Source organism: Actinoplanes sp. OR16 (assembly GCF_004001265.1).
Classification (GTDB): Bacteria; Actinomycetota; Actinomycetes; order Mycobacteriales; family Micromonosporaceae; genus Actinoplanes.
The window spans coordinates 3,634,835-3,661,275 of the sequence record NZ_AP019371.1; the positions used below are offsets into that span (position 1 = coordinate 3,634,835).

General features: G+C 68.6%; 21 protein-coding genes. 13 read left to right on the forward strand and 8 right to left on the reverse strand.

Going from position 1 to position 26,441, the window contains the following annotated elements; genetic code table 11:
• Nucleotides 1-16: 16 nt before the first annotated feature.
• Nucleotides 17-1,693: an alpha/beta hydrolase family protein gene (locus EP757_RS16935; RefSeq protein WP_160165810.1), complete on the reverse strand. Its 1,677-nt coding sequence runs from the start codon at nucleotides 1,691-1,693 to the stop codon at nucleotides 17-19.
• A 515-nt stretch (nucleotides 1,694-2,208) separates the two neighbouring features.
• Here EP757_RS16935 and EP757_RS16940 point away from each other — a divergent pair.
• The 3 genes from EP757_RS16940 to EP757_RS16950 are packed head-to-tail and all read left to right on the forward strand — an operon-like array spanning nucleotide 2,209 to nucleotide 5,014.
• A complete protein-coding gene (locus EP757_RS16940; protein ID WP_305033089.1) occupies nucleotides 2,209-3,174 on the forward strand; it encodes a ParA family protein in 966 nt (321 codons plus the stop codon).
• Nucleotides 3,174-3,623, forward strand: a complete 450-nt coding sequence (locus tag EP757_RS16945) for a hypothetical protein (RefSeq protein ID WP_127547190.1) — start codon at nucleotides 3,174-3,176, stop codon at nucleotides 3,621-3,623. The genes EP757_RS16940 and EP757_RS16945 overlap by 1 nt, the downstream gene beginning before the upstream one ends.
• A gap of 14 nt (nucleotides 3,624-3,637) precedes the next feature.
• Nucleotides 3,638-5,014: a CBS domain-containing protein gene (locus EP757_RS16950; RefSeq protein WP_197725529.1), complete on the forward strand. Its 1,377-nt coding sequence runs from the start codon at nucleotides 3,638-3,640 to the stop codon at nucleotides 5,012-5,014.
• A 16-nt stretch (nucleotides 5,015-5,030) separates the two neighbouring features.
• Here the strand turns inward: EP757_RS16950 and EP757_RS16955 are convergent, their stop codons facing one another.
• Nucleotides 5,031-7,172, reverse strand: coding sequence for a bifunctional polysaccharide deacetylase/glycosyltransferase family 2 protein (locus tag EP757_RS16955; RefSeq protein ID WP_127547192.1), 2,142 nt, complete (start codon nucleotides 7,170-7,172; stop codon nucleotides 5,031-5,033).
• 163 nt (nucleotides 7,173-7,335) lie between these two features.
• Here EP757_RS16955 and EP757_RS16960 point away from each other — a divergent pair, with 163 nt between their 5' ends.
• On the forward strand, nucleotides 7,336-8,310 hold the full coding sequence (locus EP757_RS16960) for a glycosyl hydrolase (RefSeq protein WP_127547194.1): 975 nt from the start codon (nucleotides 7,336-7,338) through the stop codon (nucleotides 8,308-8,310).
• A 5-nt stretch (nucleotides 8,311-8,315) separates the two neighbouring features.
• On the opposite strand, the gene EP757_RS16965 is transcribed toward EP757_RS16960, so the two are convergent.
• Nucleotides 8,316-8,525 (reverse strand): hypothetical protein, encoded by a 210-nt coding sequence (locus tag EP757_RS16965; RefSeq protein ID WP_127547196.1) that lies wholly within the window; start codon nucleotides 8,523-8,525, stop codon nucleotides 8,316-8,318.
• Between the two features lie 97 nt (nucleotides 8,526-8,622).
• On the opposite strand from EP757_RS16965, the gene EP757_RS16970 reads away from it, so the two are divergent.
• The 3 genes from EP757_RS16970 to EP757_RS16980 all read left to right on the forward strand — a co-directional run bounded on the left by EP757_RS16970 (nucleotide 8,623) and on the right by EP757_RS16980 (nucleotide 13,286).
• Nucleotides 8,623-9,483, forward strand: coding sequence for a GDSL-type esterase/lipase family protein (locus EP757_RS16970; protein WP_127547198.1), 861 nt, complete (start codon nucleotides 8,623-8,625; stop codon nucleotides 9,481-9,483).
• A 161-nt stretch (nucleotides 9,484-9,644) separates the two neighbouring features.
• Nucleotides 9,645-10,340 (forward strand): hypothetical protein, encoded by a 696-nt coding sequence (locus EP757_RS16975; protein ID WP_127547199.1) that lies wholly within the window; start codon nucleotides 9,645-9,647, stop codon nucleotides 10,338-10,340.
• 78 nt (nucleotides 10,341-10,418) lie between these two features.
• Nucleotides 10,419-13,286 carry a hypothetical protein gene (locus EP757_RS16980; protein WP_127547201.1) on the forward strand — a complete coding sequence of 956 codons (2,868 nt, stop codon included), beginning with the start codon at nucleotides 10,419-10,421 and terminating at the stop codon, nucleotides 13,284-13,286.
• A 43-nt stretch (nucleotides 13,287-13,329) separates the two neighbouring features.
• Here EP757_RS16980 and EP757_RS16985 read toward each other — a convergent pair whose 3' ends face one another.
• The gene (locus EP757_RS16985; protein ID WP_127547202.1) at nucleotides 13,330-14,412 is read right to left on the reverse strand and encodes a substrate-binding domain-containing protein; all 1,083 of its coding nucleotides are present in this window, start codon (nucleotides 14,410-14,412) and stop codon (nucleotides 13,330-13,332) included.
• A 47-nt stretch (nucleotides 14,413-14,459) separates the two neighbouring features.
• Here EP757_RS16985 and EP757_RS16990 point away from each other — a divergent pair, with 47 nt between their 5' ends.
• Together EP757_RS16990 and EP757_RS16995 are read left to right on the forward strand one after the other, a co-directional pair.
• Nucleotides 14,460-14,882, forward strand: a complete 423-nt coding sequence (locus EP757_RS16990; protein WP_127547204.1) for a MarR family winged helix-turn-helix transcriptional regulator — start codon at nucleotides 14,460-14,462, stop codon at nucleotides 14,880-14,882.
• Nucleotides 14,883-14,938: 56 nt separating this feature from the next.
• A complete protein-coding gene (locus tag EP757_RS16995; RefSeq protein ID WP_197725530.1) occupies nucleotides 14,939-17,410 on the forward strand; it encodes a DUF6250 domain-containing protein in 2,472 nt (823 codons plus the stop codon).
• Here the strand turns inward: EP757_RS16995 and EP757_RS17000 are convergent.
• On the reverse strand, nucleotides 17,397-17,822 hold the full coding sequence (locus EP757_RS17000; protein WP_127547206.1) for a protein-tyrosine phosphatase family protein: 426 nt from the start codon (nucleotides 17,820-17,822) through the stop codon (nucleotides 17,397-17,399). The genes EP757_RS16995 and EP757_RS17000 overlap by 14 nt on opposite strands.
• 45 nt (nucleotides 17,823-17,867) lie before the next feature.
• On the opposite strand from EP757_RS17000, the gene EP757_RS17005 reads away from it, so the two are divergent.
• The 3 genes from EP757_RS17005 (at nucleotide 17,868) to EP757_RS17015 (ending at nucleotide 23,129) form a co-directional block, all read left to right on the forward strand.
• A complete protein-coding gene (locus EP757_RS17005) occupies nucleotides 17,868-19,100 on the forward strand; it encodes an MFS transporter (RefSeq protein WP_127547208.1) in 1,233 nt (410 codons plus the stop codon).
• A gap of 493 nt (nucleotides 19,101-19,593) precedes the next feature.
• The gene (gene argS, locus EP757_RS17010; RefSeq protein ID WP_127547210.1) at nucleotides 19,594-21,279 is read left to right on the forward strand and encodes an arginine--tRNA ligase; all 1,686 of its coding nucleotides are present in this window, start codon (nucleotides 19,594-19,596) and stop codon (nucleotides 21,277-21,279) included.
• 59 nt (nucleotides 21,280-21,338) lie between these two features.
• Nucleotides 21,339-23,129, forward strand: a complete 1,791-nt coding sequence (locus EP757_RS17015) for a bifunctional UDP-sugar hydrolase/5'-nucleotidase (RefSeq protein WP_127547212.1) — start codon at nucleotides 21,339-21,341, stop codon at nucleotides 23,127-23,129.
• Here EP757_RS17015 and EP757_RS17020 read toward each other — a convergent pair.
• The 3 genes from EP757_RS17020 to EP757_RS17030 form a co-directional block, all read right to left on the reverse strand.
• Entirely contained in the window at nucleotides 23,126-23,722 is a 597-nt protein-coding gene (locus EP757_RS17020; RefSeq protein WP_127547213.1) for a hypothetical protein, read from the reverse strand. The genes EP757_RS17015 and EP757_RS17020 overlap by 4 nt on opposite strands.
• 73 nt (nucleotides 23,723-23,795) lie before the next feature.
• A complete protein-coding gene (locus EP757_RS17025; RefSeq protein ID WP_127547215.1) occupies nucleotides 23,796-25,235 on the reverse strand; it encodes a serine/threonine-protein kinase in 1,440 nt (479 codons plus the stop codon).
• Between the two features lie 168 nt (nucleotides 25,236-25,403).
• Nucleotides 25,404-25,796: a hypothetical protein gene (locus EP757_RS17030; protein ID WP_127547217.1), complete on the reverse strand. Its 393-nt coding sequence runs from the start codon at nucleotides 25,794-25,796 to the stop codon at nucleotides 25,404-25,406.
• Between the two features lie 285 nt (nucleotides 25,797-26,081).
• Here EP757_RS17030 and EP757_RS17035 point away from each other — a divergent pair, with 285 nt between their 5' ends.
• The gene (locus tag EP757_RS17035) at nucleotides 26,082-26,432 is read left to right on the forward strand and encodes an STAS domain-containing protein (RefSeq protein ID WP_127547219.1); all 351 of its coding nucleotides are present in this window, start codon (nucleotides 26,082-26,084) and stop codon (nucleotides 26,430-26,432) included.
• Nucleotides 26,433-26,441 lie beyond the last annotated feature (9 nt).

The following is a 26,441-nucleotide window of genomic DNA, read 5'->3' on the forward strand; positions in this document are numbered from 1 at the left end:
ATCGCGGGGCGCGCGATCACGGCCAGCGGTAGCCGTCCTTGTGCGTCTTCGGCTCCTTCGGCTGCTTCACCGGGTGGGCACTGAACTGCTCGATGTGCAGCCCGAACGACCGGTCCAGCTTCGGCATCCAGTAGGCGTCGCTGTGGTTGCCGGCGCCGAGCTGGTAGTCGTGCTTCACGCCCTTACCGGCCAGCAGCGTGCTCATCTGCTGCGCGGCCACGCCGAAGCGGTACTCGTCGGCGTCGCCGCCGTCGAGGTAGAAGCGGTGCCGATTCAGGTCGGCCGCGGACATCCCGGCGACCAGGGTGAGCGGGCGAAGTCCGGCGTTGGCGGCCCGCTCGGCGGCGGTGCCGATCAGCGGCGCGAAGCTGAGCGCGCCCATGTGGCTGGCGATCGAGCTGAACAGGTCCGGGTTGGTGAGGCCGATCGTGAACGCGCCCTGGCCGCCCATCGAGACGCCGGTGATGCCGCGGTGGTCACGGTCCGGGATCGTCCGGTAGACCCGGTCGACCATCGGCACGATCTCCTTGACGATCATGGACTTGAAGTTGCCCTCGGAGGTGTCGACGTACCAGCCGCTCTGACCGTCCGGGAAGACCACGATGGCGTCGAGGCCCATCCTGTCCAGGACCGCGTCGATGTCCCGGGCCTCCCACTCGATGTTGCTGCCGTTGAAGCCGTTCAGCATGTAGACCACCGGGAACCGCTTCGCCGTGGTCCGGGTGTAGCTCTTCGGCAGGTAGACGTTGAACTGGGCGCGCCGCTTCATCGCCGCGGAGTCGTAGTCGTCCCGGAAGAACCGGGCGTGGTCGCCGAGCTCGACGTCCTTGCGGGGATCGATGTAGAGCAGCTCCCGCGTGGTGGGCAGGCCGGTCCAGGTGCGGATCGTGTCGACCACGAGCCGGCCCTGGCCGTCCACGAAGACCTCGGCCTGGCTGTCGGTGAGCGTCACCTTGCCCTTCTTGAGCAGGGCTTTCAGCTCGGTGATCCGGCGGTCAGCGGTGTCGCCCTGGTGGAAGAAGCCGGACGCCAGCGTCGCGGCATAGCCGCGAACGTCTCCGGAGGCCACGGCGCGATGCTGCCGGCTGATCACGGCGCAGGCATGAGCCAATTGGGTACGGGTGGCAGCAGTCCCGGTGATCCCCTCCAGTGCCCGCAGGCGCGCTTTCGAATAGAGACCGACCGGGCCCTGGTAGAACCCGCCGCCGCCGGTGCCGTCGTAGACCCGGACCGCGATGGTGTTCGTCGTGCCCCAGCGCAGCAGGCCGTCCGCCGGGTAGTACTCCCGCGGCACCTCCCACGTCGAGTCGAAGTTCGGCGGGAAGCCGCCGGTCCTGCCGATCTCGGTGCCGTTGAGGAACACCTGGTCGGCGTCGTCGATCTTGCCGAGCGCCGCGATGATGTTCGCGTCGGCGACCCCGGTGGGGCGGGCCGGCAGCGTGAAGGTCTTGCGGTACCAGGCGAAACCGTCGTACCCGGACAGGTCGGTGTGCTCGCCCCAGTTGTCCGGGACGCTCCAGTCACGCCAGGCCGTGTCGGCGAACGCCGGGTCCGACCAGGACGCGTCGTCGCCGGTCGTGAACTTCCAGCCGGAACCGGCCAGATCCACGCCGAAATCGACGGATCCGGTGGTCGCGCAGGAGGTGTCGGAGGAGGGCTTCGGGCTTGCGGCGGCGGATGTGGGAACGTTCACACACGCCAGCGAAAGGACTAGGGTGCCCAGCAGGGCAGTGAACGAACGACGGGAACGGTGCGCGGATGGTGACATCGAGCCTCTCCTGGAAGCTTTGTTCACAAGAACACACACGAAACGTGGTGTTCGCACACTCGCAACATTCCCCGTCGATGTCAACAACTTGATTTTGTCCGGGTGAGACCGGTTGAAAAGGCGATGTGCGAACTTGGGCGCATCGCCGTTCTGGTATGCCTGCCGGCCGGCTGGAACCCGCCTTCGCCGGAAGCAACCGTTCGAAGGTGCTGGAATGTCGGGCCGATCATCCACCGTGGTCCGCGTTCCGGATCGGTGCGAGGATTGCGGTTTTCGCGTGACGGCCGAGAGCGGCTGGAACGCCTGTTCCAAGCGGCTGTTCCCGTGTTTTCGGCACGAGCCCCCGATGGCGGTCGAAGTGAGGTGCGACGGCCATTGCGATGATGAATGTCGCTTAGCTGACAGCGTGAATCGGAAACGGCGTTGCCGTTAGTGTTCCCGTGTCCGGCTGCGACAGGTGGGGGCGCGATATGCATGTCATCGCTGTCATGAACTACAAAGGCGGCGTCGGTAAAACGACATTGACCGCGAATCTAGGCGCTGAGGTCGCCGCCCGTGGGCATAGGGTCCTTCTCATCGACCTGGACCCCCAGGCCAATCTGACGTTCTCGCTCTACAGCGTCGAGCAGTGGCGTGAGGAACTGCGCAAAGACACCACGATCATGCGATGGTACGAGGGTGAGGCTCCGGGTAGTGAGGTGGAGCTCCATGATCTCGTCGTGACGCCTCCGCTGGTCAACGAGCAACTCGCTGACTCGGGCGGGCAGCTCGACCTGATCTCCTCGCACCTCAAGCTCATCGACATCGACCTCCGGCTGGCGGCTCGTCTCGGTGGCGGGACGACGCTGACGGAAGCCAAGCGGAAGTTCCTCGATCTGCACGGATGCCTGGCGCGCGCACTACGGCATCCGGAGTTCCAGAAATATGATCTTGTTCTGATCGACTGCGCTCCGAACTTCGGCCTGGTCACCAAGACCGCCATCGTGGCGAGTGATCATGTCTTGGTGCCGGCCAAAGCCGACTATCTGTCGACGCTGGGGATCCAATACCTGGTCGGAAACTGCGACGAGCTGGTCGCCGAGTACAACGACTACGTCAACCACGGCAGTTCGGGTGGATCAATCGGGCAGATAGAGACCCGCTTCCTTGGTGTCGTCTTCACGATGGTCAAGATCTATGCGGGTAAGCCCATCGGGACCCAGCAGTACTACATGGAAGACGTCCGTACCAACGCGGAGATGACCGTCCTGAGAAGTGTGATGAGGGATAGTCCCCGGCACTTCGGGGACGCCGGTGAGAACGGAGTGCCTGCGGTGCTCCGGGCGCCGGTCACCGATGACGTCGCCGTCGAGTTCCGGAGGCTGACCACGGAGATCCTCGATGGGATCCAGGCGGGTTCGCGCTGATGAGTGATCTCGCACTGCTGCTGAGGCTGCAGGCATGCGTCAATTCCTTCCTCGCCGGTCTGTCCCGTGATCGACTGGTCGCTCTCGTCGAGGGCCGGGCCACCCTGTCGGTGACGGATCGCGTCGACGGCCGACCGCTTGCTGCGGCTCCGCAGCCTCGGGCGGAGGCCGTGTCCCCGCCCTCGCCCGCGACGGCACCGCGCAGCCGTCGTCCGTCCAGCCTCGCGACGATCGACGCGGAGTCCGTGGTCGTGCGACTTCGTGCCTGCGAAACCCGCGATCAGGGTGCCGAGTTGTTGGCCGAGATCAATCTCAGCGCCGTCGACCTGCGACAGGTAGCCAAGGCGCTGAGCATTCCGACCAGCGGCCGGAAGGACGAGTTGACCAAGAAGATTCTCCTGATGACGCTGGGGAACCGGGCCAAGCACGCGGGTTTGCGGCAGGGCTGACGGATGGAGGCGAGGTGACCGACGAATCCTCAGGGAAACGGTCCATGTACCTGCTGGGCGGCCGCCGGGTCCGCGTACGTGATCTGATCGAGGCCGACCTGCTCAAGCCCGGAGCCGAACTGCGGTTCCACCGCCGGCGGATGAAGGTCACCCACCATGCCGAGGTGACCGGCTCCGGCCGGGTACGCCTCATCCCCGACGGTCAGGAGTTCCCATCGCCGTCACGGGCGGCCGCGGTGGCCGCGGGGATGCGCGCCGTCGACGGATGGCTGGCCTGGGTGGTGGTGGCAACGGGACGACCGCTGGACACACTTCGTCAGGAACTGCTCGACCGCGTGGTGGCCACGGCGGTGGAGGATCCGGGCGAGGAGGCGCTCGACGTCCGTGTGCACTCCCGTCTCCGCGAGGCGCGCAAGCGAGCGGAGGAGAGCCAACCGGAGGAGTTCTCGGTTCGCGAACTGCTGTCCCTGTGGGGAGCCAAGGACCGTGGCGACCAGATCAGCCGTATCGAAGCGGATCTGGCGAACCACGGCCTGGTGACCTCGCCCAGTTTCCGCAAGGTCACCCTGGACGCGACCGTTCGCTTGATCGTCGGCTCCAGCGGCGTCGAGGAACCGCCTCCCGCGCAGGCGGCCACGGTGGCTTCGGTGTCCGATGAGGACGAGGCGGACGACGATCCGATCGGCCTGACCGTCGGCAACCTCCCATCCGCGCTGGGCGGGCTGAGCTCCGTCGCGCCGAACGCGTCGTTCGAAGAAGCCGTCACGAAGATGTTGTTGAACGACTACTCGCAGCTGGCGGTCCTCAACGGGCCCCGGAACCTGCGTGGCGCCATCACCTGGCGGTCCATCGCTCATGCCCGTCATGCCGACATGGACGCGAAGCTCTCGGACGCCATCGAGCCCGAAGCCATCGCCGTCGGCTACGACAAAGAGCTCATCGACATCCTTCCCGAACTGCAGCGGACGGGCTTCGTATTCGTCCGCGACCAGGAGAGTGTGGTGGCCGGCATCGTCACCACCGCAGACGTGGTCCAGGCATACGGAGAGATGGCGCTGCCGTTCTTCCAGATCGGTGAACTGGACCGTAGCCTCCGCAGGATCATCGCGCGCAGATTCGAGATCGAGCAGGTGTCGGCACTCTGCAAGCGGTCCTTCCGTTCCTTCGACGAGCTGTCGATGGGTGACTACCAGCGTGTCCTGGACGACCCGCAGACCTGGACCGGCCTCGGCTGGCCGCTGGACCGGCCCACCTTCATCGGACGGCTCGACGAGATCCGGCAGATTCGCAACGACGTCATGCACTTCAAGCCCGATCCGCCGCCGGCCGGCACCATCGATCGGCTCCGGAAATTGAACAGCCTCCTTCGTCACTACGGTGAGCTCGCCTGAGGGGCCTTGTGGAGGGCTATTGCCGACCTCCGAGGAGGGCGCCCAGGCCGCCGGCCCGATGGAGTTTCTGCCAGCCCAGGCGGATGCCGCCCAGGGCTGCGAGCACCGACTGGATCAGCACGAGGTACATCAGCTGGCGGTAGACGAACTGCTGCAACGGGACCATCAGGATCGGCTTGAGTCGCTCGTCGTCCAGCCGGAAGGCGTACACGGTGCTCGCCATCTGGATCGTGAGCATGGTGAGCCAGGCGATCGCCGTCTGCTTCGGGTCCAGGAAGAGGAAGCCGTAGATCAGGAAGACGTCGATGAGCGGTGAGAGCAGCGGCATGAGGGTCTGGAAGAGGAGCAGGTTGAGCAGGCCGCGACGGCCGAAGCGGCCACCCGCGCCGCTCTCCAGCAGCGCGCCGCGGTGCTTCCACATCGCCTGCATGGTGCCGTAACTCCACCGGTACCGCTGCCGCCAGAGCTGCGACATCGTGGTGGGCGCCTCGGTCCAGGCGCGGGCGTGCTCCTCGTAGACGACCCGCCAGCCGGCCCGGATCAGCGCGATCGTCAGGTCGGTGTCCTCGGCGAGGGTGTCGTCGCTCAAGCCGTCGACCTGCTGCAGGGCCGTACGGCGGAACGCCCCGATCGCCCCGGGGACGGTCGCCATGCAGCGCATCACGTCGTACGCCCGGCGGTCGATGCTGAAACCGACGACGTATTCGATGTGCTGCCAGAGCGCGATCAGGCCTTTCCGGTTGGCGACCTTGGCGTTGCCGGCGACCGCGCCCACCTCGGGGTCCGCGAAGGCCTGCACGAGGCGGCGCACGGTGTCCGGCTCGAAGACCGTGTCGCCGTCCATCATCACCACGACCTCGGTGTTCGCGGCCGCGATGCCGGTGTTGAGCGCTGCCGGTTTGCCGCTGTTGGGCTGCCAGATCACGGTGACGTCGGCGTACCCGAGGCTCTCGGCGATCTCCGCCGTTCCGTCCGTCGAGCCGTCGTCCACCACGATGATCCGGATCGGATGGGTGCTCGCGGCGAGTGATCGCACGGTGTCGGCGATGCATTCCTTCTCGTTGTACGCCGGAACGATCACGGTGACCGGCTCGGAGTAGGGACGACCCCAGACCGAGGCGCCGGCGCGGTGGCGGCGGGCGTGGCGGCGGCCGAGGATCAGCATGAGTGCCAGCCGGCCGACCGTCAGGACACCGAAGAGCAGCAGCAGCCCGGAGAACCAGATCGTGGTGTCCCGGGCGATCCGCACCGCCGTGACCAGGCTCGTGCCGACCACCTTCTCCTGTGTGGTGGCGGCCGGGTTGACCGTCTCCATGCCGGTGAGCGCCGCGACCGTGGTGAACGTGTAGCCCTGTTCCAGCAGCGCCGGGATCACCGTCCGCAGCGCCGAGGCGGTGTGCGACCGGTCGCCGCCGCCGTCGTGGAAGAGCAGGATCGCGCCTTCGCCGTCCGACGGGGTGACCGCCTCGACGATGTCCTCGTTCGTGACGCCCGCCTCCCAGTCCCGGCTGTCCAGGTCGTTCACCACGGTGAGGTAGCCGCTCTCGCCCATCTCCTCCATGACGGCCCAGTTGCTGTCATCCAGGGCCGCCACCGTCGACGAGTACGGCGGCCGGAAGATCACGCTGGTCACGCCGGCCGCGCCGGCCAGGGCGTACTGGGTCTCCTGCATCTCCACCGAACGACGCCACTCGTTCTTGCTCGACATCTCGGGATGGGTGAACGTGTGCACGCCGACCTCGTTGCCCTCGGCCACCACCCGGCGTACCAGATCGGGGTATTTGCTGATCTCCGAGCCGATCATGAAGAACGTCGCCGGTACGCCGTACTCCTCGAGGACGTCCAGGATCTCCGGGGTGTACTCCGGATCGGGGCCGTCGTCGAACGTCAGCACGATCTGCTTGGCGCCGGCCGAGACCGTCGTCGTGGTCGTCCCGTCGGTCTGGATGATCGGCCCGCCGGTCAACGCCTCCTCCGGCACCTGGTCGGTCTGCGAGGTGGACTCGATCGCGCCGTCCTGGGTGAACTCGCCCTCGACGAGACCGTTCACCAGCAGGATGCTCGCGAACAGGGTGAGCAGGACGGCGAAGACCACCCACCGGGGTCGTGGCGCGCGGAGGCGTCGCGGTTTCGTCCTCGCCGTGGTGTAGACACTCACTGAATACCTTTCATTTCTTGTGCGGCAGATCACGGATTTCGCTTCTCGGTCCCTGGCGCTTCCTTTCTTTGCGGGGCTAATCGGACACAGATTGTGTGACCGCTGTGTCCGTATTGATTGCTTAGGCGGCAATAGGCGGCCGTCGAAGTGCCACTATCTCGGGATGAATCCGATAAGTCGTACTGCCGCCGCGCTCACGGTCGCCGGATTGCTCTTCGCGGGTGCCTGCACCAGTCAGGCCGAGGCCCGGCTGGTGCCCGCCGCGCCGGAGAAGGGGCCCGTCGTGGCGCCGTACGTCGACGTGGTCAGCGGCACCGCGGACATCGCCGACGTGCACGAGAAGACCGGGCTCACCGACTTCTCGCTCGCCTTCGTGCTCGCCGACGCCGCCGGTACCTGCACGCCGACCTGGGGCGGGACGACAGCGATCGACAGCGGCGCGGTGGCCGGCGAGATCGCGGCGATCGACGGCATCGGCGGCGAGGTGATCGTCGCGACCGGCGGCGCCACCGGCACGTACCTGGAGAACTCCTGCTCGGCGAGCGATCTCACCACCGCGTACGGGACGGCGCTCGACGCGGCCGGCAGCAACCACCTCGACGTGGACATCGAGCAGGACGTCGACGGCCGGGTCGTGGCCGAGGCGCTCGCCGCGCTGCAGGCGGCCCGGGGTACCGCGATCAGCCTGACGCTGCCGGTCGGCGGCGTCGAGAGCGGGCTCACCGACGCGGACGTCGCGCTGCTCTCCACGCTCGCGGCGGCCGGCGTCGAGGTCAGCGTGAACGCGATGACGATGAACTTCGACTACGACAGCGGCTGGGGCGACGCGATGACCGCCGCCACCGAGGCGGTCGCCGCCGACCTCGCCACGGTGTGGCCCGGCCGGACCGAGGCGGAGCTGTACGCCATGCTCGGCGTCACCCCGATGATCGGTGTGAACGACACCGGGCCGGTCACCACCGTGGCGAACGCGCGTACCGTGCTCGACTTCGCCGAGGAGAAGGGGCTGGGCTTCGTCCGGTTCTGGTCGGTCAACCGGGACAACGGCGACTGCGGCGACGGCGAGCTCAGCGGCAGGTGCAGCGGGATCGAGCAGTCCGACTACGCCTTCACGGAGTTGTTCAAGGAGTTCGGCTGACACGGTCAGCGCGGGGTGGCGGACACTGTCGCCCGGGTCGGCAGGTCGGTCGACTCCGACTGAACAAAAGTGGACACGATCACGCCGATATAGATCAGCGCACCGGTCGCCGCCGCAATTCCGGACATCATCAGGATCTTCTTCCGGCGTCCCGAGGAATCGACGAATACCTTCGTGCCGGAAGATTCGCGGAGTTTGGTGGAGGCGTAGATCATGATGCGGAAACCTAGAAATCATTTCTGGGCGCGAGCTATGCCAACACTCGGCAGGCTCTGTGCATGAATGCGGAACCTGTCATATCGTTCGAGGACTATGCTTCGACGCTGGCAGGCAGTGGCACTGGCGGTTCTGGCCGCCGTCGCGATCGCCTGCGACGGCGCGGGTGAAGCCGCTCCGGAGCCTTCGAAGACCACCGCCGCCCCGCCGTCGTCGCGCTATCCGTCCTCGATGGCGGCCCTCGGCGACTCGATCACCGCGGGTCTCGGCAGCTGCCTGGCGTTCGTGGCCTGCGGCCGGAACTCCTGGTCGACCGGGGCGGGCCGGGCGGTGGAGAGCCACTACCGGCGGATCCTCGAGAGGAACCCGAAGATCGAGGACAACGCCGACAACTTCGCCGAACCGGGCGCCGAAGCGGACGCCTTGGCCGGTCAGGCCGATCGGGCCGTGGAGGCGAAGGCGCAGTACGTGACGATCCTGATCGGCGCGAACGACGCGTGCGCCGGGCGGGTGGAGAACATGACGCCGGTCCGTACGTTCCGTAAGGAGATCGACCGCGGGTTGAGCCGGCTGAAGAAGGGGCTGCCCAAGTCGCGGGTGCTGATGGTCAGCATCCCGGATCTCTACCGGCTGTGGCAGGTCGGCAGTGAGAACGAGAAGGCGGCACGGGTCTGGAGCGACGGCCGGATCTGCCCGTCGATGCTGGCCGATCCCACCTCGGCGGCCCCTGCCGACGACGAGCGGCGGCGGGCCGTCCGCGATCGGATCGACGCCTACAACGAGCAGCTGCGCAAGGCGTGCTCGGCGTACGGGAAACGCTGCCGCTGGGACGGCGGCCGGGCTCATGAGGTCAGGTTCACGCTCGACCTGGTGAACGAGATCGACTACTTCCACCCGAACGTCGAGGGCCAGAACGAGTTGGCCGATGTCGTCTATCCGGGCCGATTCAATTGGTGATCGGGGTCACATCAGGCTGATTTGGCACGCCGCCCGACCTGCTTCTTCGCCTCCGATCGGGGACCACTCACCTATTAGGAGCGTTTCGCTTCCGCGGTCCAACGGTAAGCATTGGGGCGCGACCGCGGGGGGATTGGTCGACGGAGAAGAGAGGGCCCCCGATGGCTGATTGGGTTCTGGTGCCGAGCCTGGTGCGATTGCGCACCGAGCTGAACGAAATCGCCCCCGGCCGGGACAAGGCCAGTGACGGCACCATCGGTGACCGGGCACATCAGTCCAGCGTCTCCGACCACAACGACGACGAGGTCGGCCGGGTGCCGATCCGGGACGCGGACTCGAAGCACGAGGTGCACGCGTTCGACGCGGACGACGATCTGCGTACGCCGAACCTGACCATGGAGATGGTCGTGCAGCACCTGCTCCGCCGCTGCCGCAGCGGCGCCGAGAAGCGGCTGCGCTACATCATCTACAACCGGCGGATCTGGGAGGCGTCGAACTCCTGGCGGCAGCGTGCCTACACCGGCGCCAGCCCGCACACCGAGCACGCGCACTTCAGTGCGAGTTACGAGACGAAGCACGAGGCCGACACCTCGTCCTGGCGACTGGAGGACATTCCCGTGGCACTGACCGACGCCGACAAGAAGTGGCTCTCCGCCCAGATCGACGCCGCGGCGACGAAGGCCGCCGAGCGGGTGTGGAAGACGAAGCTGAACATCGCCGTGCAGCCGGGAGCGAAGCCGAGCCTGCAGGAGGCCGGCTCGATCCTGCGCTACACGTCGAGCGAGCACCACACCATCGAGGACGAGGTGCAGGCCCTGCGTACCGAGGTGCAGAAGGTCCTCGCCGAAGAAAACTGAATCTTCCTAACAGATCGACGATGTTAAGATCCCGACGCCGCCCGGACGTCCATCCCCGGGCCGGCATCGGGGAGCATCATGCATCGATCACGGAAGATTCCACTGCTCACGGCCGCCGTCACCCTCGTGGCGGCGGCCTTCGTGACCACGACGGCCGGCCCCGCCGTGGCCGTCGAATACACCACCGACCAGGCCACGGCCTGGGCGTACACCGACTCGGCACAGCCCGGCACCCCGGCGCCCGACCCGGCCGGCGACGCGCCGATCGGCACCACCGCCGACGGGAGCACCGCCCACACCCGACGCGCGTACTTCACCTTCGACCTCACCGCGCTCCGGACGCCGGTCCTGCACGAGGTGAACCTCGTGTCGCAGGAGCGGAGCGTGCAGGACTGCACCCGTACCGCGCCTCTGGAGATCTGGCGCACCAAGCCGGTCACCGCCACCACCACCTGGGCCAAGCCGCCGAAGGCGCTGGAGAAGGTGGCCGAGCGCGCGATGGGCGCCGGCGCCTACTGCCCGGGCTACTACCTCAGCATCGACGTGCTGCCGCAGGTCCGGGCGGCGCTCGACCGCCGGGAGAAGAGCATCACCTTCGAGGCGCGCCTGGCAGCGCCCGCGGAGACCGACCCGGCCACCGCGCGCACCCTGCGCCCGTTCCGCCTCGCCGTCGCCTCGAACAACGCGCCGGTAGTGAGCGAGCCGAAGCTGACCTATCCGGACCGGCCCTGCGGCACCCTCGCGAAGCATCCCACGGCGGGTGGCGCCTACGTCTCCCTGAGCGTCAAGGTCACCGACGCCGACGATGACTACACGAACGTCCGGTACGCGCACTGGCCGGTCGAGCACCCGGACCAGCGCGTCGAGACCACCTCGCGATCGCTGAACGTGACCGGCTACGCCGACGGGACCGTCGTCGGCTGGGCCGCGCAGGCCGAGGACTACGACGACGCCGGTCCGTGGAGCAGGACCTGCTACCTGACCGTGGACAACACCGCCCCGGCGGCGGCGCCCGTCGTCTTCTCCCGCAAGTACGGCGTCACGTCGTACCCGGGCAGCGGGGGACCGGGTGTCGCCGGCACGTTCGTCTTCGACGCCGAGGGCGACCGGGATGTGACGGGCTTCGACTACAGCCTGAACGACCGGATCACCACCGGGCTCGCGGCGAACCACCCGGGCGGCCTGGCCCGTGCCAAGGTCACCCCGACCGGCCACGGCCCGAACCGGATGCAGGTGCGGTCCTACGACGCAGCCGGCAACCGGGGGCCGTGGACGACGTACTCGTTCTGGGTGCGCAACACCGCCCCGGACATCGCGATCGACGTGGCCGGCGTCGGCCTGCCCAGCCGGGTGGACTTCTACACCGCGGCGGATGACGCGACGGCCATCGGCTGGGCCCTGGACGGCGGCGCCGAGACGCTGGTCCCGGTCACCGGCCGCGGGGCGACGGCGGAGATCGTCTTCCCGAGCAAGGGCTCGCACACCGTGGTGGCGCGCACCTACGCGAAGAAGAAGGTGATCGGCACCCACTCCCAGACGGTCGGGGTGACCGACGAGCCGGAGGTCACCTCGGAGGAGTTCATCTGGGACAGCCGGGCGGTCAACGGCGTGCCGGGATCGTTCACCTTCTCCCCGCGGGCGGTCGGCGTGGTGGCCTACCGCTACGACTTCGGCGACGGCGAGCAGACGATCGCCGCCGGCGGCGACGGCACGGCGGTTCTGCCGTGGACGCCGCAGAACGGCGGCTATTACAACCTGACGGTGCACGCGGTGTTCGCCGACGAGAGCCTCTCCGACCCGGCGACCTACGGCTTCTCGGTGATCGACACCCGGCCGGAGGCCTCGTCCGACGCCGGGCAGAACTGGCCGGACACGTCCGGTGTCGGCCGGTCGGTCCGGGTGATGCTGTACAGCGGCCTGCCCGACGTCAGCGGCTTCGTCTACACCTTCGACGGCGGCGCGGAGCAGGAGACCACCGACGGCTTCTACTCCTACGTCGACGTGGTGCCCACGCATGCCGGCGAGAGCCTGTTCGTGGTGCGGGCCCGGCTCGCCGACGGCTCGCTGTCCCCGGCCCGGACGCTGCCCATCGTGATCACCTCCGCGCCGGTGGTGGACGTCCGCGGCCCGTACGGCGGCGAGCCGTTCCAGGGCATGGAGGCGACGTTCACCATCAAGCCGGCGCTGCCGGACGTGGTCGAGTACCGGTACAGCTTCGACGACGGTGAGGAGCACACCCTCGCCGCCGGGCCGGACGGCTCGGCCACGTTGGACTGGACCGCGCCCACCTGGTCGTACGAGACCCTGAAGATCTCCAGCGTGAGCGCCGACGGGACGGTCTCGGACACCCGGCAGTACGGGTTCGGCATCGATGACCCGGCGATCTCGATCCAGGCGTCGTGGAGCGAGTACTCGCCGAGCGGCGGTCCGGGAATCCCCGGGCGGATCGGCTTCCACACCTGGGACGGGCCGGTCGGGCGGTATCTGTGGCGGGTCGGCGACGGCCCGATGCAGCCGGTCGAGCCGGACGAGAGCGGATCCGCCACGTACGTGCCCTACACCCCGGAGCAGTCCGGGCCGTTCACGATCCAGGCGCAGCGGGAGTTCCCGGACGGCCGGCTGTCGCCGGTGACCGAGTACACGGTGATCGTCGGCACCGAGCCGCGCGCCGAGTCGGACCTCCTGGTCGGCGAGCAGTGGACCGGCCCGGCCGGTGAGCCGGTCGTCCTCCGGATCAGCGGCGGCATGCCGGGGGTCGTCTCCTACGACTACCGGGTGGAGGACTACTACGCCCAGGAGCAGGTGACGGCCGGCACGCTCACGGCCGGCGCGGCGGAGCTGAGCTTCACCCCGCCGAAGGCGAGCTTCTACGTCGTCACGATCACCGGGACCACCGCCGACGGCGCCACGACCGATCAGCGGCAGGTGCGGATCGACGTGAAGTGAAAAAGGGGGCGGGCCGTGTGGCCCGCCCCTTTTCTCGATGCGGTCAGATGTGTTGATTCCAGCTGGAAGTATCCAGCTGGGTCAGCACGTCGAAGTCCACGCCGTCGGCCCGGGCCAGGTAGATCCGCTGGTTAACGTGCCGCTGCCGCAGCCGGAGCAGACCGCGCGGACCCTCGTAGGACACCTGCTCGGCGTTCGCCCCGATCGAGCGCAGGTCCACCGACCCGGCCCGCCCGACCAGCGCGGCGAGCAGCAGCACACCCTCGTAACAGGATTCGCCGAGGCTGCCGAGCGGTGGCGCCTCGGCGCCGAAGCGGCCGGCGTACCGGCCGTGGAAGTCCAGGTTCTCCGGGGTGATCATCGAAGCGAAGAAGCCGGCCGTGCTGAACAGATCGCCGGTCGCCGTGTGCCCGCTGGCCAGCAGCATGTTCTCGTCCATCAGCGTGCTGAGCCGCAGGCAGTGCCCGGCCAGCCCGGAGCGGGCGAACGCGCGGTTGAACCGGACCGCGTCCATGCCGACCAGCAGCATCAGCACGGCGTCGGCGCCGGAACGCTCGATCGCCCGCAGTGTCGCGCTGAAGTCGTGGGTGCCGAGCGGGACGTAGCTGTCACCCGCCACGGCGAGGCCAGCGCGCGCGGCGAACCGCTTGGCCTGCAGCGCTGTTCGGCGCGGCCAGACGTAGTCGTTGCCGACCACGAACCAGCGGCGGGCGGCCCGCTCCCGGGCCAGCAGGCGCATCGCCGGAAACAGCTGCACGTCCGGGGTCTCGCTGGTGAGGAACACCCCTTCGGTACGTTCGCCGCCCTCGTAGAGAGCGGTGTAGACGTAAGGCACCCGGCCGGCGATCCGCGGGGCGACAGCCTGCCGGACCGAGGAGATGTGCCAGCCGGTGACACCCTCCACCCGGCCCGACCCGACGAGCGCGCCCACCTCGGCGGCGACCGCGTCCGGCGGGGCGCCGCCGTCGACCGGGATCAGCCGCAGCTCACGGCCGAGCACGCCACCCGATCGGTTGACCTCCTCGGCGGCCAGCTCGGCGCAGAGCTCCGCGCTCGGGCCGAAGATCCCGGCGGGGCCGCGCAGGGGGACGACGAGAGCCACGTCGAAGGTGGTCGGCCGCGGCATCGCCTCATCGTGCTCGATTTTTGTAGAGCTTCGGTAACATCCCAGCGATGCGGGGACCTTCCGACCTGACGTACCTGCTCACCCGCGCTGAGCGGCTGCTCGCCCGGCGCCTGGCCGACATTCTCGTCGCGGAGGACTGCACCCCGGACGCCTGGCGCGTCGTGCAGGTGCTCGCGGACGGCAAGGGTCACTTCATGACCGAGCTGTCCGATCTCGCGTTCCTGCCGCCGGGCAGCCTCACCCGGCTCGTCGATCAGCTGGTCGAGGACAACCTGGTCTACCGCCGGGGTGACGACGTGGACCGCCGGCGCATCCGGGTGCATCTCGCGGCCCGGGGGCGCCGCCTGCACGATCGGGTCGCGGAGCGGTTCCGCGAGCGCATCGACGGCCTGGACATCGACGAGGGTCTGGCGCCCCTGCTCGATGAGATGATCACCGCACTTGATGGGACATCCGTGGTGCGGAGATAGGTCGTCTTCAAACTTTTGCAAACGTCGATCAACATTGGCTCTCTACCGTCCGGGCCATGAAACGCGCCCTCGCTGCGATGGCCGGCTTGACGCTGGCCGCCGGCCTCCTCTCCGCCCCGGCACATGCCTCCGGCAGTGTCCCTCAGCGCATCGTCGAGAACCTGGACCGCGGTCTCGTCGCGCTGCCCGCCCGGGGCGGCGGCACCTTCCTGAGCTGGCGCCTGCTCGGCACCGAGTACGGCAACAACGTCTCATTCAACGTCTACAAGGGTTCGAAGAAGCTCAACGCTCGTCCGATCGACGAATCCACTAATTTTGTCGATAAGAACAATAAATCGGGCGTATACACCGTCCGGGCGGTGATCAAGGGCAAGGAGCAGCCGGCGAGCGCCCCGGCGATCACGCCCGGCGACATCCCGCTGCTCGACGCGCCGAACTACTACGTCCAGCACGCCTGGCCCGGCGACCTGGACGGCGACGGCCGCTACGAGATCGTCGTCTCGCGCCTGTCGTACGCGCTGGACCAGCCCAACTACCTGGAGGCGTACACGCTGACCGGGAAGAACCTGTGGCGCGTCGACCTCGGTCCGGCCTCCTATGTGCGGCAGGGCGGCAACGCGGCGAACGACCCGCCGCTCGCCGCGATCAGCGGGTACGGCGACGTCGCCGGTTACCGCAACGACGACAACGTGACCGTCTACGACGCGGACAGCGACGGCAGGGCCGAGGTCTTCGTGAAGACCGCGAACGGGACGACGTTCGCCGACGGCGCCGTGATCAGGTCTTCCAGCACTCTCGATCAGTTCGTCTCGGTGATCGACGGCTTGACCGGCGTCGAGCGCGCTCGGCAGGAGGTAGCGGCCGACTTCGCCGCCGACGGACCCTCCGGCGGCCAGTACGGCATCGCGTACCTCGACGGTGTCCACCCGAGTCTCATCACCAAGCAGGTCGTCCGGGTCGGAGCCAAGCGCGGCGACTTCCGGGTCCTCTTCGCCGCCTGGGACTACGACGGCCGCCACCTCAGCCAGCGCTGGGTCTATCGCAGGGGCGCCGACCAGGGCACCAGCTTCCACCAGCTGCGGATCATCGACGTCGACCAGGACGGCACCGACGAGATCGCGGACGGCAACTACGTCGTGAACAGCGACGGCACCTTCCGGTACGTGGTTCCGGAGTCGACCCACGGCGACCGGTTCCACATCGGTGACCTGGACCCGGACCGTCCCGGCCTGGAGGGCTATGCGATCCAGCAGACCGAGGGCGGCGTCTTCACGAACTTCCCCTGGTACTACTACGACGCGTCGACCGGCGAGCGGCTGATCACCGGCTCGCACCCGGACATCCCGCAGGACGCCACGCTCTGGGACGTGCCGCGCGGCACCACCGCCGACATCGACCCGCGGCACGACGGCTACGAGTTCTGGGCGGCGACCGCGAACAGCGATCTGCCCGGCGCCGGCGTGTGGAGCGTCGACGGCACGCGGATCTCGAAGACCACGCCGAGCGTGAACTTCCGCATCTGGTGGGACGGGGACAAGGGCTCCGAGCTGCTCGACAACACCTATGTCGAGAAGTGGAACCCCAAGACCGCGACTTCGTCCAAGATCTTCGAGCCGTCCGGCGTCGTCTCCTCATGGCGCAACGCCGTCCCCTTCTACGGCGACATCCTCGGCGACTGGCGCGAGGAGTATTTCGCCGAGACCGCCGACCACACCACGCTGCGGCTCTTCACCACGAACATCCCGACGAACGTGAAGCTCTACACCCTCGCGCACAACCCCGGCTATCGGCTGGGCTGGACGGTCCGCGGATATCTCCAGTCCACGTTGCCGGATTTCTTCTTCGGGTACGGGTCGAGGCCCCCGGCCAAGCCGCGGATCCAGACGACGGCCGCTCCCGACCGTGCCTGGCAGGTCGTGGCGTACGACAATTTCACGAAGAACGACGGCAAATGGTCGGCCGAGCTGCAGAGCGGAGGCACCGTCGCCGCCGCCGACGGGATCTTGGACATCGACGTGCCGAACGGCGCGACCGTCTGGCTCAAGCAGGAGCTGTCCGGCCCCTACGAGATCGAGTACACCGCCACCCCGATCGCGGCCGGCGGCGCGAACGACCTGGTCACCGACCTGAACTCGTTCTGGAACGCGCGGGACGTGCGCTCGCCTGACGACATCTTCGGCACCACTCGCAACGGCGCCTTCGCCGAGTACGACTACCTCAAGACCTACTACGTCGGGCAGGGCGCGAACCTCAACACCACGACCCGGTTCCGCAAGTACGTGGGGGAGAAGGGCAACCGGCCGCTGATCTACGACTACACCTCGCCGCTGATCGAGGCGAACGTCCCGGTCAAGGTGCGGATCTCGGTGAACGGGTCGCAGATCCGGTACTACAGCGACGATCGGCTGGTCTTCGACCACACCGACGCCGACCCGTACGCGAGCGGATGGTTCGCCCTCCGCACGGTGGCCAGCCACTTCCACGTCTCGGACTTCACAGTCTGGCGCCCGCCGGTCACGCCGAGCTGAAACGCTCCACGAACCGGCGCTGCCACGGCGTCTCGACAGCGCGGGGGTGGTAGTTCCGCCTGACGAACGCCACTGCCTCGCGGGGCTGGATCCCGTCCAGCACCGCGAGGCAGGCCAGCGCGGTCCCGGTGCGTCCACGACCGCCGGAACAGGCCACCTCGACCCGGGCATCCGCACTGCGGTCCAAGATCTCGACGAGCACCCGGGTCATCGCCGCCGGATCGCCCGGCAAGCGGAAGTCGGGCCACCGAATCCAGTGCGACTCCCACCCGAACTCGGGCGGCGGCGAGCCGAGCAGATAGACACCCACCTGCGGCGGATGCCCGGACGGCATGGCGTCCCGCAGGCCACGGCCCCGGACCAGCCGCCCCGACGGCAGCCGCAGCACACCGGCGCCGGCGAGATCCCACATATTTCGATCGTAGTCAGGCCTCCCGGCACGTAAGGTGCTCCCCTTGTGAGCACGCTCGTCCCGACCTTCCTCCCGCCCCGTCTCGGCACCAGTTTCCGGTGGCTCCTGGCGTCCTCCTGGACCACCAATCTGGGTGACGGCATCGCGGCCGCGGCCGGTCCGCTGATCGTCGCGTCACTCACCGCGGACCCGATCCTGATCTCGATGGCCGCGCTGCTCAGCTGGGCGCCGCCGCTGGTCTTCGGCCTCTACGCCGGGGTGCTCTCGGACCGCCACGACCGCCGCCGGATCGTGCTGGTGGCGAACGCGCTGCGGCTCGTCGTGCTGACCACGCTCGTCGCCCTGCTCGCCGCCGGGCAGCTGACGGTTGCCGGCGCGCTGATCGGTCTCGGTCTCATCGCGACGGCCGAGGTGTTCGCCGACAACACCACGTCGACGCTCACCCCGATGCTGGTGCACCGCGACGATCTGGTGGTCGCGAACGCCCGGCTGCAGACCGGCTTCATCACCCTGAACCAGCTGGCCGGTCCGCCGATCGGGGCCGTGCTCTTCGCCGCCGGCCGGGTCTGGCCACTGGTCACCGAGATGGTGCTGGTCATGGCCGGCATGCTGCTGGTGTCCCGGGTGCTCCTGCCGCCGCACGGCCGGTCCGCCGCTCAGCCGGCGGTGACCAGTGCCCGGCACGAGATCGCCGAGGGCGTCCGCTGGGTGATCCGGCACCCCGCCGTCCGCACCCTCTGCCTGACCATCCTGATCTTCAACCTGACGTTCGGGGCGGCCTGGTCGGTACTGGTCCTCTACGCCAGCGAGCAACTGGGCCTCGGTGCGATCGGATTCGGACTGATCACCACGGTGGGAGCGGTCGGCGGCATGGTCGGCACCGCCTGCTACGGCTGGCTGACCGCCCGGATCAGCCTCGGCAACCTGATGCGCATCGGCCTCACCATCGAGACGCTCGTCCACCTCGGGCTGGCCCTGACCACCTCACCGTGGGTGGCGCTGCCGATCTTCTTCGTCTTCGGCGCGCACGCCTTCGTCTGGGGGACCACCTCCACCACGGTCCGCCAGCGGGCAGTGCCGTCGCACCTGCAGGGCCGGGTCGGGAGCGTCAACACCATCTGCGTGTACGGCGGCCTGGTGATCGGCTCCGCGTTCGGCGGCGTGCTCGCCACCCACTACGGCATCGCCGCCCCCTTCTGGGTGGCCTTCGCCGGCTCGGTCGTCTTCCTCATCCTGCTGTGGCCCCAACTGACGCGAATAGCCCACCAGGACCACTGACCCGCGCCCCTCGAGCCGTAGCCCATGCACGTCACGCAGCCTCGCCCGTGTAGCTGAGCGACGGCCCGGGTCGACAACCGCCCACCGTGTGCTCCCCATTGCCGGACGGCTCGCATGCACCGGCCGTAGCTCAGGCACCTTTCGGCAGCGTGCCGGAAGGCAGCTGTGACTCATGGCTGTCTTGTGGCTCCGCGGGCAGCCATGAGTCACAGCTGAGGTTGCTTGGCTGTGGCTCATTGCTGTTCTGGGGACCTGCAGGCAGCAATGAGTCACAGCCGGCGGTCGGTCGTCGGGCGGGACGAAAACCGGGGGCGGGACTTCGTGAGTGGTGGCTATAGTCGGGCGCGTGTTCGGCTTTCTTGTGCGACGCCGGCGTTCTGAGGACCGCCGCTGAAGCCATGCGCATTCCCCGGCGGGTCATCCCCGCCGGTGTGAGTCAGCGCGCCGGTCGATCGACCCGCCTCCGTGTTCCCGCGAACCGATGAGGTCGATCGTGAATCTTGAAGTACTCCTGGCCGGACGGCTTGCGCCCGTGCTCGAAGCGGTCGCCGGCGTGCCCGTTGATCCCGCTGTCCGGGCCTCTCCGCACGCCGATTTCCAGTCCGCGGCGCCGCTCGTCCTTGCTCGGGTGCTCGGCCGGCCGCCCCGGGAGATCGCCGCCGAGGTGGCCGCGAAGGCAGCCCTCGCTCATCCCGCCGAGGTGGCCGCGAAGGCAGCGCTCGCTCATCCCACCGGGGTGGCCGCCACGGCAGCGCTCGGTGATCTCGCTGAGATGACTGTCTCGGGGCCCGGGTTTCTCAATCTGACCGTCCGGGATGACGTGATCGCCGCCGCGCTCGACGCCGTCGGAGATGACGATCGGCTGGGCGTTCCGAGGGTTGACCAACAGCGGCGGATCGTCGTCGACTACTCCGGCCCCAACGTCGCGAAGGAGATGCACGTCGGCCACCTGCGCTCCACGATCATCGGCGACGCCCTCGCCCGGATCCTGGAGTGGCAGGGCCACGAGGTGCTGCGGGTCAACCATCTCGGCGACTGGGGCACGCCGATGGGAATGCTGATCGAGCACCTGATCGACGAGGAGGAGAAGGAATACGACCTGACCGCTTTCTATCAGCAGGCCCGGCAGAAGTTCGACACGAGTGATGAATTCCGGACCAGAGCCCGGCTGCGGGTGGTGGCGCTGCAGTCCGGCGATCCCACGACACGGGAGCTGTGGCGGCGGCTGGTCGAGCGGTCCGAGCGGGCGTTCGTCGCCGTCTACGACCGGCTCGGCATCACTCTGGGCCCGGGCGACTTCGCGGGGGAGAGCACCTATCAGGACGCTCTCGCCGGAGTCGTGGATGATCTCCGGGCACAGGGGCTGCTGGTGGAGAGCGGCGGCGCGCTCTGCGTCTTCCCGCCAGGACATTCAACCCCTTTGATCGTACGCAAGACCGACGGTGGCTACGGCTACGCGGCAACAGACCTGGCAGCGATCCGGCACCGGGTCGGGCAGCTGCGGGCCGGCGAGCTGCTCTATGTCGTCGGGTCGCCGCAGCGGGAGCACTTCCGGATGGTGTTCGCGGTCGCCCGGCAGGCCGGCTGGCTGCCCGCGGAGGTGAGCGCCGAGCACATCGGGTTCGGCTCGGTGCTGGGCGCCGACGGGAAGATGCTCAAGAGCCGGGCCGGGGAGGCGGTCAAGCTGGCCGCTCTGCTCGACGAGGCGGTGGCGCGGGCGTCGGCGCCGGAGATCGGACTCGCCGCGATCAAGTATGCCGACCTCTCCGGTGACCGGCGGGGTGACTACGTCTTCGCGGTGGACCGGATGCTGGCGTCCAGCGGGAACACCGGCCCGTACCTCCAGTACGCGTATGCCCGAGTCAAGTCGATCTTCAAGCGGGCTTCCGACGTACCAGGGAAGATTTTGATCGTGCACCCGGCGGAACGTGCCCTCGGGCTTGCGCTGCTCGGGTTGGAACCGGCCGTGCGGAACGCGGCCGACCTGCGGGAGCCCCACCGGCTCGCGTCCTACCTGCACGACCTGGCCGCGACGTTCTCGGCCTTCTACGAGCAGTGCCCGGTGCTGAGGGCCGAGCCGGAGGTGCGGGCGAGCCGGCTGGCGCTGGCCGACCGGACTGCCCGGACTCTCCACATCGGTATGTTTCTGCTCGGTATCCCGGCGTTGGAGCAGATTTGATCTTCATGCAACGTCGTACCGATCGACCGATGCCCTACCGAGCGTTTAGGGTCCGGGGAATGACCCTTCTCTCCGGCGTATCGCGCCGTAGCGTGCTCGCCGCCTCCGCGGCGTCCGTCGCCGCGCCGCTCGTCTTCTCCGAAGCGGCACAGGCCGGCGGCCACAAGCCTCCCGCGGCGACCACGTACCGTCTCACCGTGCTCGGCACCTCCGACACGCACGGCAACGTCTACAACTGGGACTATTACTCCGACAAGGAGTACGACGACAGCGCTCACAACGACGTCGGTGTGGCGAAGCTCGCCGCTCTGGTGAACAAGCTGCGCAAGGAGGCCACCGGCCCGGTGCTGGTCCTCGACGCCGGCGACACGATCCAGGGCACGCCGCTGGCCACCTACTACGCCAAGCAGGAGCCGATCACCTCCACCGGTGAGAAGCACCCGATGGCCCGTGCCATGAACGTCCTGCACTACGACGCCGTCACCCTGGGCAACCACGAGTTCAACTACGGCCTGCCGCTGCTGAACCTCTGGATCCGCCAGCTCGGCTTCCCGGCCCTCGCCGCGAACGCCGTCAGTGCGAAGACCGGCAAGCCGGCGTTCACCCCGTACGTGATCAAGAAGGTCTCGCTCGGCAAGCACGCGCCCACGCTGCGCGTCGGCATCCTGGGGCTCACCAACCCGGGCTCGGCGATCTGGGACCGGGCGAACGTCGAAGGCAAGATCGAGTTCCTCGACATGATCGCGACGGCGGCCAAGTGGGTGCCGATCATGCGGGCCCGCGGCGCGGACATCGTGCTGATCTCGGCGCACGGCGGTGACAGCGGCACCTCCAGCTACGGCGACGAGCTGCCCAACGAGAACCCGACCGCGCTGATCGCCGAGCAGGTCCCCGGCATCGACGCGATCCTCTTCGGGCACGCGCACCGCGAGGTGGCGCAGCGGTTCGTGACGAACGCGAAGACCGGCAAGCAGGTGCTGCTCTCCGAGCCGTCGAAGTGGGGTCAGCGTCTCACCAAGATGGACTTCGACCTGGTCCGCGACCGGGGCGGCTGGAAGATCACCAAGTCGGCGGCCGCGTCGCTGAACACCAACACGGTCGAGGCCGACCCCAAGGTGCTCGCCGTGGTGAAGTCGCAGCACGAGAAGACCGTGAAGTACGTCAACCAGGTCGTCGCCACCTCGACCGAGACGCTCTCCGCGGCGACCTCCCGCTACGAGGACACCCCGATCCTCGACTACATCAACAAGGTGCAGACCGACACCGTCACGGCGGCGCTGGCCGGCACGTCGTACGCGTCGCTGCCGGTCCTGTCGATCGCGGCGCCGTTCAGCCGGACCGCCGTCTTCCCGCAGGGCGAAGTCAAGATCAAGGACGTGGCCGGGCTCTACATCTACGACAACACCCTGGAAGCGGTCGTGCTGACCGGCGCCGAGGTGAAGGCGTACTTGGAGTACTCGGCGAAGTACTTCGTGACGCTCGCGCCGGACGCCCCGGTGAACACCGAGACGATCAGCGACCCGGCCGTGCCGGACTACAACTACGACGTCTTCTCCGGTGTCGACTACGACATCGACATCAGCAAGCCGGTCGGCAGCCGGATCACCCGCCTGCAGATCGGCGGCGTCGACGTGGCGGCCGACGCGCAGTTCGTGGTGGCGGTGAACAACTACCGGCGCTCCGGCGGCGGTAGCTTCCCGGGCATCGTGAAGACGCAGGTCTACAACGCGCAGCAGGAGATCCGCCAGCTCTTGATCGACTGGGCGCAGGCCAAGGGCTCGATCGACCCGGCCGACTTCTACACCAAGAACTGGCAGCTCGTCCGCAACGGCGTGCCGATCACCTTCTAGTCGTCGAGCTCCCAGTTGCCATTGGTGTCGGCGGAGACGAAGAGTGACGTCTTCGCTCCGTCGACCTTGGTGAAGGTGCAGACGTAGGTGCGCAGCCCGTCGGTGCCACGGTCGCCGTCCGGAGTGCACTGCGGATCGGCGACGGTGGCGCCCACCGACTTCGCGATCCGCCCGTCGATCAGCACGGTGTCCTGGAGCGCCGCGGTCAGCGACTTCTCCTGGAAGTGCTGGTAGACCGGCCACGCCACGCCGTAACCGATCGCCGCGTAGAAGGCCGTCCCGAGCACCAGCGCCGAGCCGAACGCGATCCAGTACGGCCCCTTGCGGTGGCCGGTCCGGCGGGCCCGGCCGGCCCTGCGCATCGCCGGGATGACGCCCAGCACGTTCAGGAAGAACGTGAAGGCCGCCACCGGCCGCCAGGCGGGCGCCGGTGGCCGTGCGGAGAGGTGCACCTCACCCGGGAACCGGACCAGCAGCTGACCGTGCTTGTTGTCCGGTGATCCGTACGGCGGGACCAGGCCGCCGAACGGCTGCCGCACCTCCGGCTCGGGTGGTGTCGCAGGCGCAGGCGCCCATGGCGGTGCTTCTGTCATGTGAGGGCCTCCCGGTAGCGGCACGGTTGCAGCCGCACCCCGACCATCGGCCCGCACCGCCGCCAGTTGAGGTTTATCCCTCGGTCGTGCCGCCGCCCGTGCCCTCGGTCGTGGTGGCCGGCGGAGCGGGCGGCGTCGTCGTCGGCGCCGGCTCCTCCGGCTCGGCCGTCGTCGGGTCCGTCGTCGGCTCGGTCGTCGGGTCGGTGGTCGCCGGCGTGGTCGGCTCGGTGGTCCGGGGCGGCGTCGTGAGCGCCGGCGTCGGCGAGGCCGACGAGAGGGACGGCGAAGGGCTCGCCGCCGTGGAGCGCGGCCGCTTCGTCGGCGCCCGGCTGGTGAACTCCTCGGTGGGCTCGGCGTCCTCGCTCACCGGCGGCGGCAGTGGCTCCTCGACCTGCTCGTTCTGCTGGGTCGGCGAGGTGACCGGCGTCTTGGCGTCGTCGTCCTGATTGATCAGGAAGACCACGCCGAGCGTCCCGGCCAGCGCGAAGAGCGCCAGGATCGCGAACATCAGGCCGCGCTGGGCGAGTGGCTGCGACGACCGGGAGGCGACCATCGGCATCGGCGGCGGGGCCGGGGAGACCGGCATCTGCGGCGGGAAGTTGCGCGGGCGCGGAACCTGCCGGGTCGGCGCGGCCGGGCTCAGCGGCGCGACCATCGAGGTGCCGGTGAGCCGTTTCCAGTCGAGCGGGCCGGCCGCGGCGAACGCCGCCTCGGCGAACTCGGCGGCGCTCTGGAACCGGTCGGCCGGCTGCTTCGCCATCGCCCGGGCGATCAGGTGACGCACCTCGACCGGCACGTGCTCGGGCAGCGGCGGCGGCTCGTCCTCCAGGTGGCGCAGGGCGACCTGCAGTGCGTTCTCCCCGTCGAACGGCGGGTGCCCGGCGATGCAGTGGTAGGCCACGGCACCCAGCGCGTACACATCGGTGGCCGGGGTGAGGTCGCCCTTCGCCACCTGCTCGGGCGCCATGTAGAGAGCCGTGCCGACGATCGCGTTGAGACCGGTCACGCTGGTCAGGGCGTTCGACCGGGCCACGCCGAAGTCGATCAGGATGACCGCGCCGGTCGGCTTCACGATCAGGTTGCCCGGCTTGATGTCACGGTGGACGATGCCGGCCTCGTGCGCGGCGTGCAGCGCGTCGGCGGCCTGCGCCACGATCGACAGGGTCTCGGTGACCGGGATCGGCCCCTCCTTGACCCGGCTGGACAGCGGCTCGCCCTCGACGAACGCCATGACCAGGTAGGCGACCTTCTCCGGGCCGGCGTAGTCGCCGTCGCTCGCGTAGTCGTAGACCTCGACGACGCCCGGGTGCCGGAAGGTGGCCATCATCCGGGCCTCGCCGTAGAACCGGGTGGCGAACTCCGGGTCCTCGAGCATCGCGGTGCGGAGCACCTTCACGGCGACGGTGCGGCCGAGCACCACATCGGTGCCGCGCCAGACGTCACCCATCCCGCCGGTAGCGATGCGATCGTCCAACCGGTACCGGTTGTCCAGGAGATCTCCGGCACTGAGCACCAGTGGGGCCTATCTGATCGGGCGGCCCGTGAGGGGTGCCGCGGGAGGAAGCCGAACGCCGCTCAACTGTACAGATCAACGCCACTTCGTGGGAGGTCGTAAAAGTCGGCTTCCAGCCCGCACGCAGCTCTGATGCTCTCCGGTGTGCCGGAGGACACTCGCGGCTGCTCAGCGCTCGTCGTACGTAGGGGTGACGACGACTGCCGTCTCGGCCAGTTCGAGCTCCTCGTTCTCCGCCTGGCGCTCCTGAGCGGCTCGTGCGGTGCTCGCAGCGGCCCATCCGGCGGCGACGCCCAGCAGGCCGATCGTGACGATCAGGCCCCAGGGACGGGACGGTTTGCTGCCGGCCAGGGCACTGGCGGCGGCGTTCGCCCGGGCCCAGGCCTCGTCGGTGACCGAGCTCACCCGGCCGCCGGCCTCGCTCGCCGCGCGCCTGGCCAGCTTGCGGCTCTTCCGGCCGGCCTTACCGGCGTTCGCCTCGGCCGTCGTCATCGCCGAGGTGAGGTACTCCCAGGCCTGCTCAGCGGTGCGTTCCGCCCGATTCTTCCTGTTCCACGACATCGGTAACCTCCTGCGATGGCCCTGAGAGCCATGGTGCCCCAGGTCGGGGCCGGGCAAACGTCCGGTGTGGACGTCATCACGGTTCGAAAACGATTTGACGGGGCGCAGTACTGTTGACCTCGTTCACACGGGCCACTCAGGCGACTGACAGGTTCGGGGCCTAACCTTTTGGTCGGATTCACCGAACCTTCCGGGGGAAGTCCTGCGGTTCTCGTCAACCGGCCTGGATGACCCACGAACTGAGAAACAACGCCTGGAGGAGCCGGGCGGGTGGAGGGAAGAGGCGTGACGCTGTCGATAACGACGTCGACGCTGGCCGACGGTGCCATTGAGGTTTCGCCGCGCGGCGAGATCGATGTCGAGAACGCGTACGAGATCCGTGAGGCGGTGGGTGCGCAACTCGCCCACGGCAGCCCCGGCCGGATCGAGCTCAACATGCAACATGTGACCTTCATCGACTCCGTGGGGATCAGCGCCCTCGTGGCCGCGTTCCAGCTCGCCGGGGTCAGCGGTGTCAAGCTCGTCGTCACCCGGCCCAGCCGGTTCGCTCACCGCCAACTCTGGGTCACCGGCCTCCTGGGCCTCTTCGGCAACCCGCAGCCCCATGAGGAAGCGGTGACCGCCGCGGGAGCGTGATCCCGCGAT

Excerpts from the sequence above, each read along its gene's own strand:
- EP757_RS16945 (WP_127547190.1), top strand. The coding sequence starts at position 3,174 with ATGAGTGATCTCGCACTGCTGCTGAGGCTGCAGGCATGCGTCAATTCC.
- EP757_RS16960 (WP_127547194.1), top strand. The coding sequence starts at position 7,336 with ATGAATCCGATAAGTCGTACTGCCGCCGCGCTCACGGTCGCCGGATTG.
- EP757_RS16965 (WP_127547196.1), bottom strand. The coding sequence starts at position 8,525 with ATGATCTACGCCTCCACCAAACTCCGCGAATCTTCCGGCACGAAGGTA.
- EP757_RS16970 (WP_127547198.1), top strand. The coding sequence starts at position 8,623 with ATGCTTCGACGCTGGCAGGCAGTGGCACTGGCGGTTCTGGCCGCCGTC.
- EP757_RS16975 (WP_127547199.1), top strand. The coding sequence starts at position 9,645 with ATGGCTGATTGGGTTCTGGTGCCGAGCCTGGTGCGATTGCGCACCGAG.
- EP757_RS16980 (WP_127547201.1), top strand. The coding sequence starts at position 10,419 with ATGCATCGATCACGGAAGATTCCACTGCTCACGGCCGCCGTCACCCTC.
- EP757_RS16985 (WP_127547202.1), bottom strand. The coding sequence starts at position 14,412 with ATGCCGCGGCCGACCACCTTCGACGTGGCTCTCGTCGTCCCCCTGCGC.
- EP757_RS16990 (WP_127547204.1), top strand. The coding sequence starts at position 14,460 with ATGCGGGGACCTTCCGACCTGACGTACCTGCTCACCCGCGCTGAGCGG.
- EP757_RS16995 (WP_197725530.1), top strand. The coding sequence starts at position 14,939 with ATGAAACGCGCCCTCGCTGCGATGGCCGGCTTGACGCTGGCCGCCGGC.
- EP757_RS17000 (WP_127547206.1), bottom strand. The coding sequence starts at position 17,822 with ATGTGGGATCTCGCCGGCGCCGGTGTGCTGCGGCTGCCGTCGGGGCGG.
- EP757_RS17015 (WP_127547212.1), top strand. The coding sequence starts at position 21,339 with ATGACCCTTCTCTCCGGCGTATCGCGCCGTAGCGTGCTCGCCGCCTCC.
- EP757_RS17020 (WP_127547213.1), bottom strand. The coding sequence starts at position 23,722 with ATGACAGAAGCACCGCCATGGGCGCCTGCGCCTGCGACACCACCCGAG.
- EP757_RS17030 (WP_127547217.1), bottom strand. The coding sequence starts at position 25,796 with ATGTCGTGGAACAGGAAGAATCGGGCGGAACGCACCGCTGAGCAGGCC.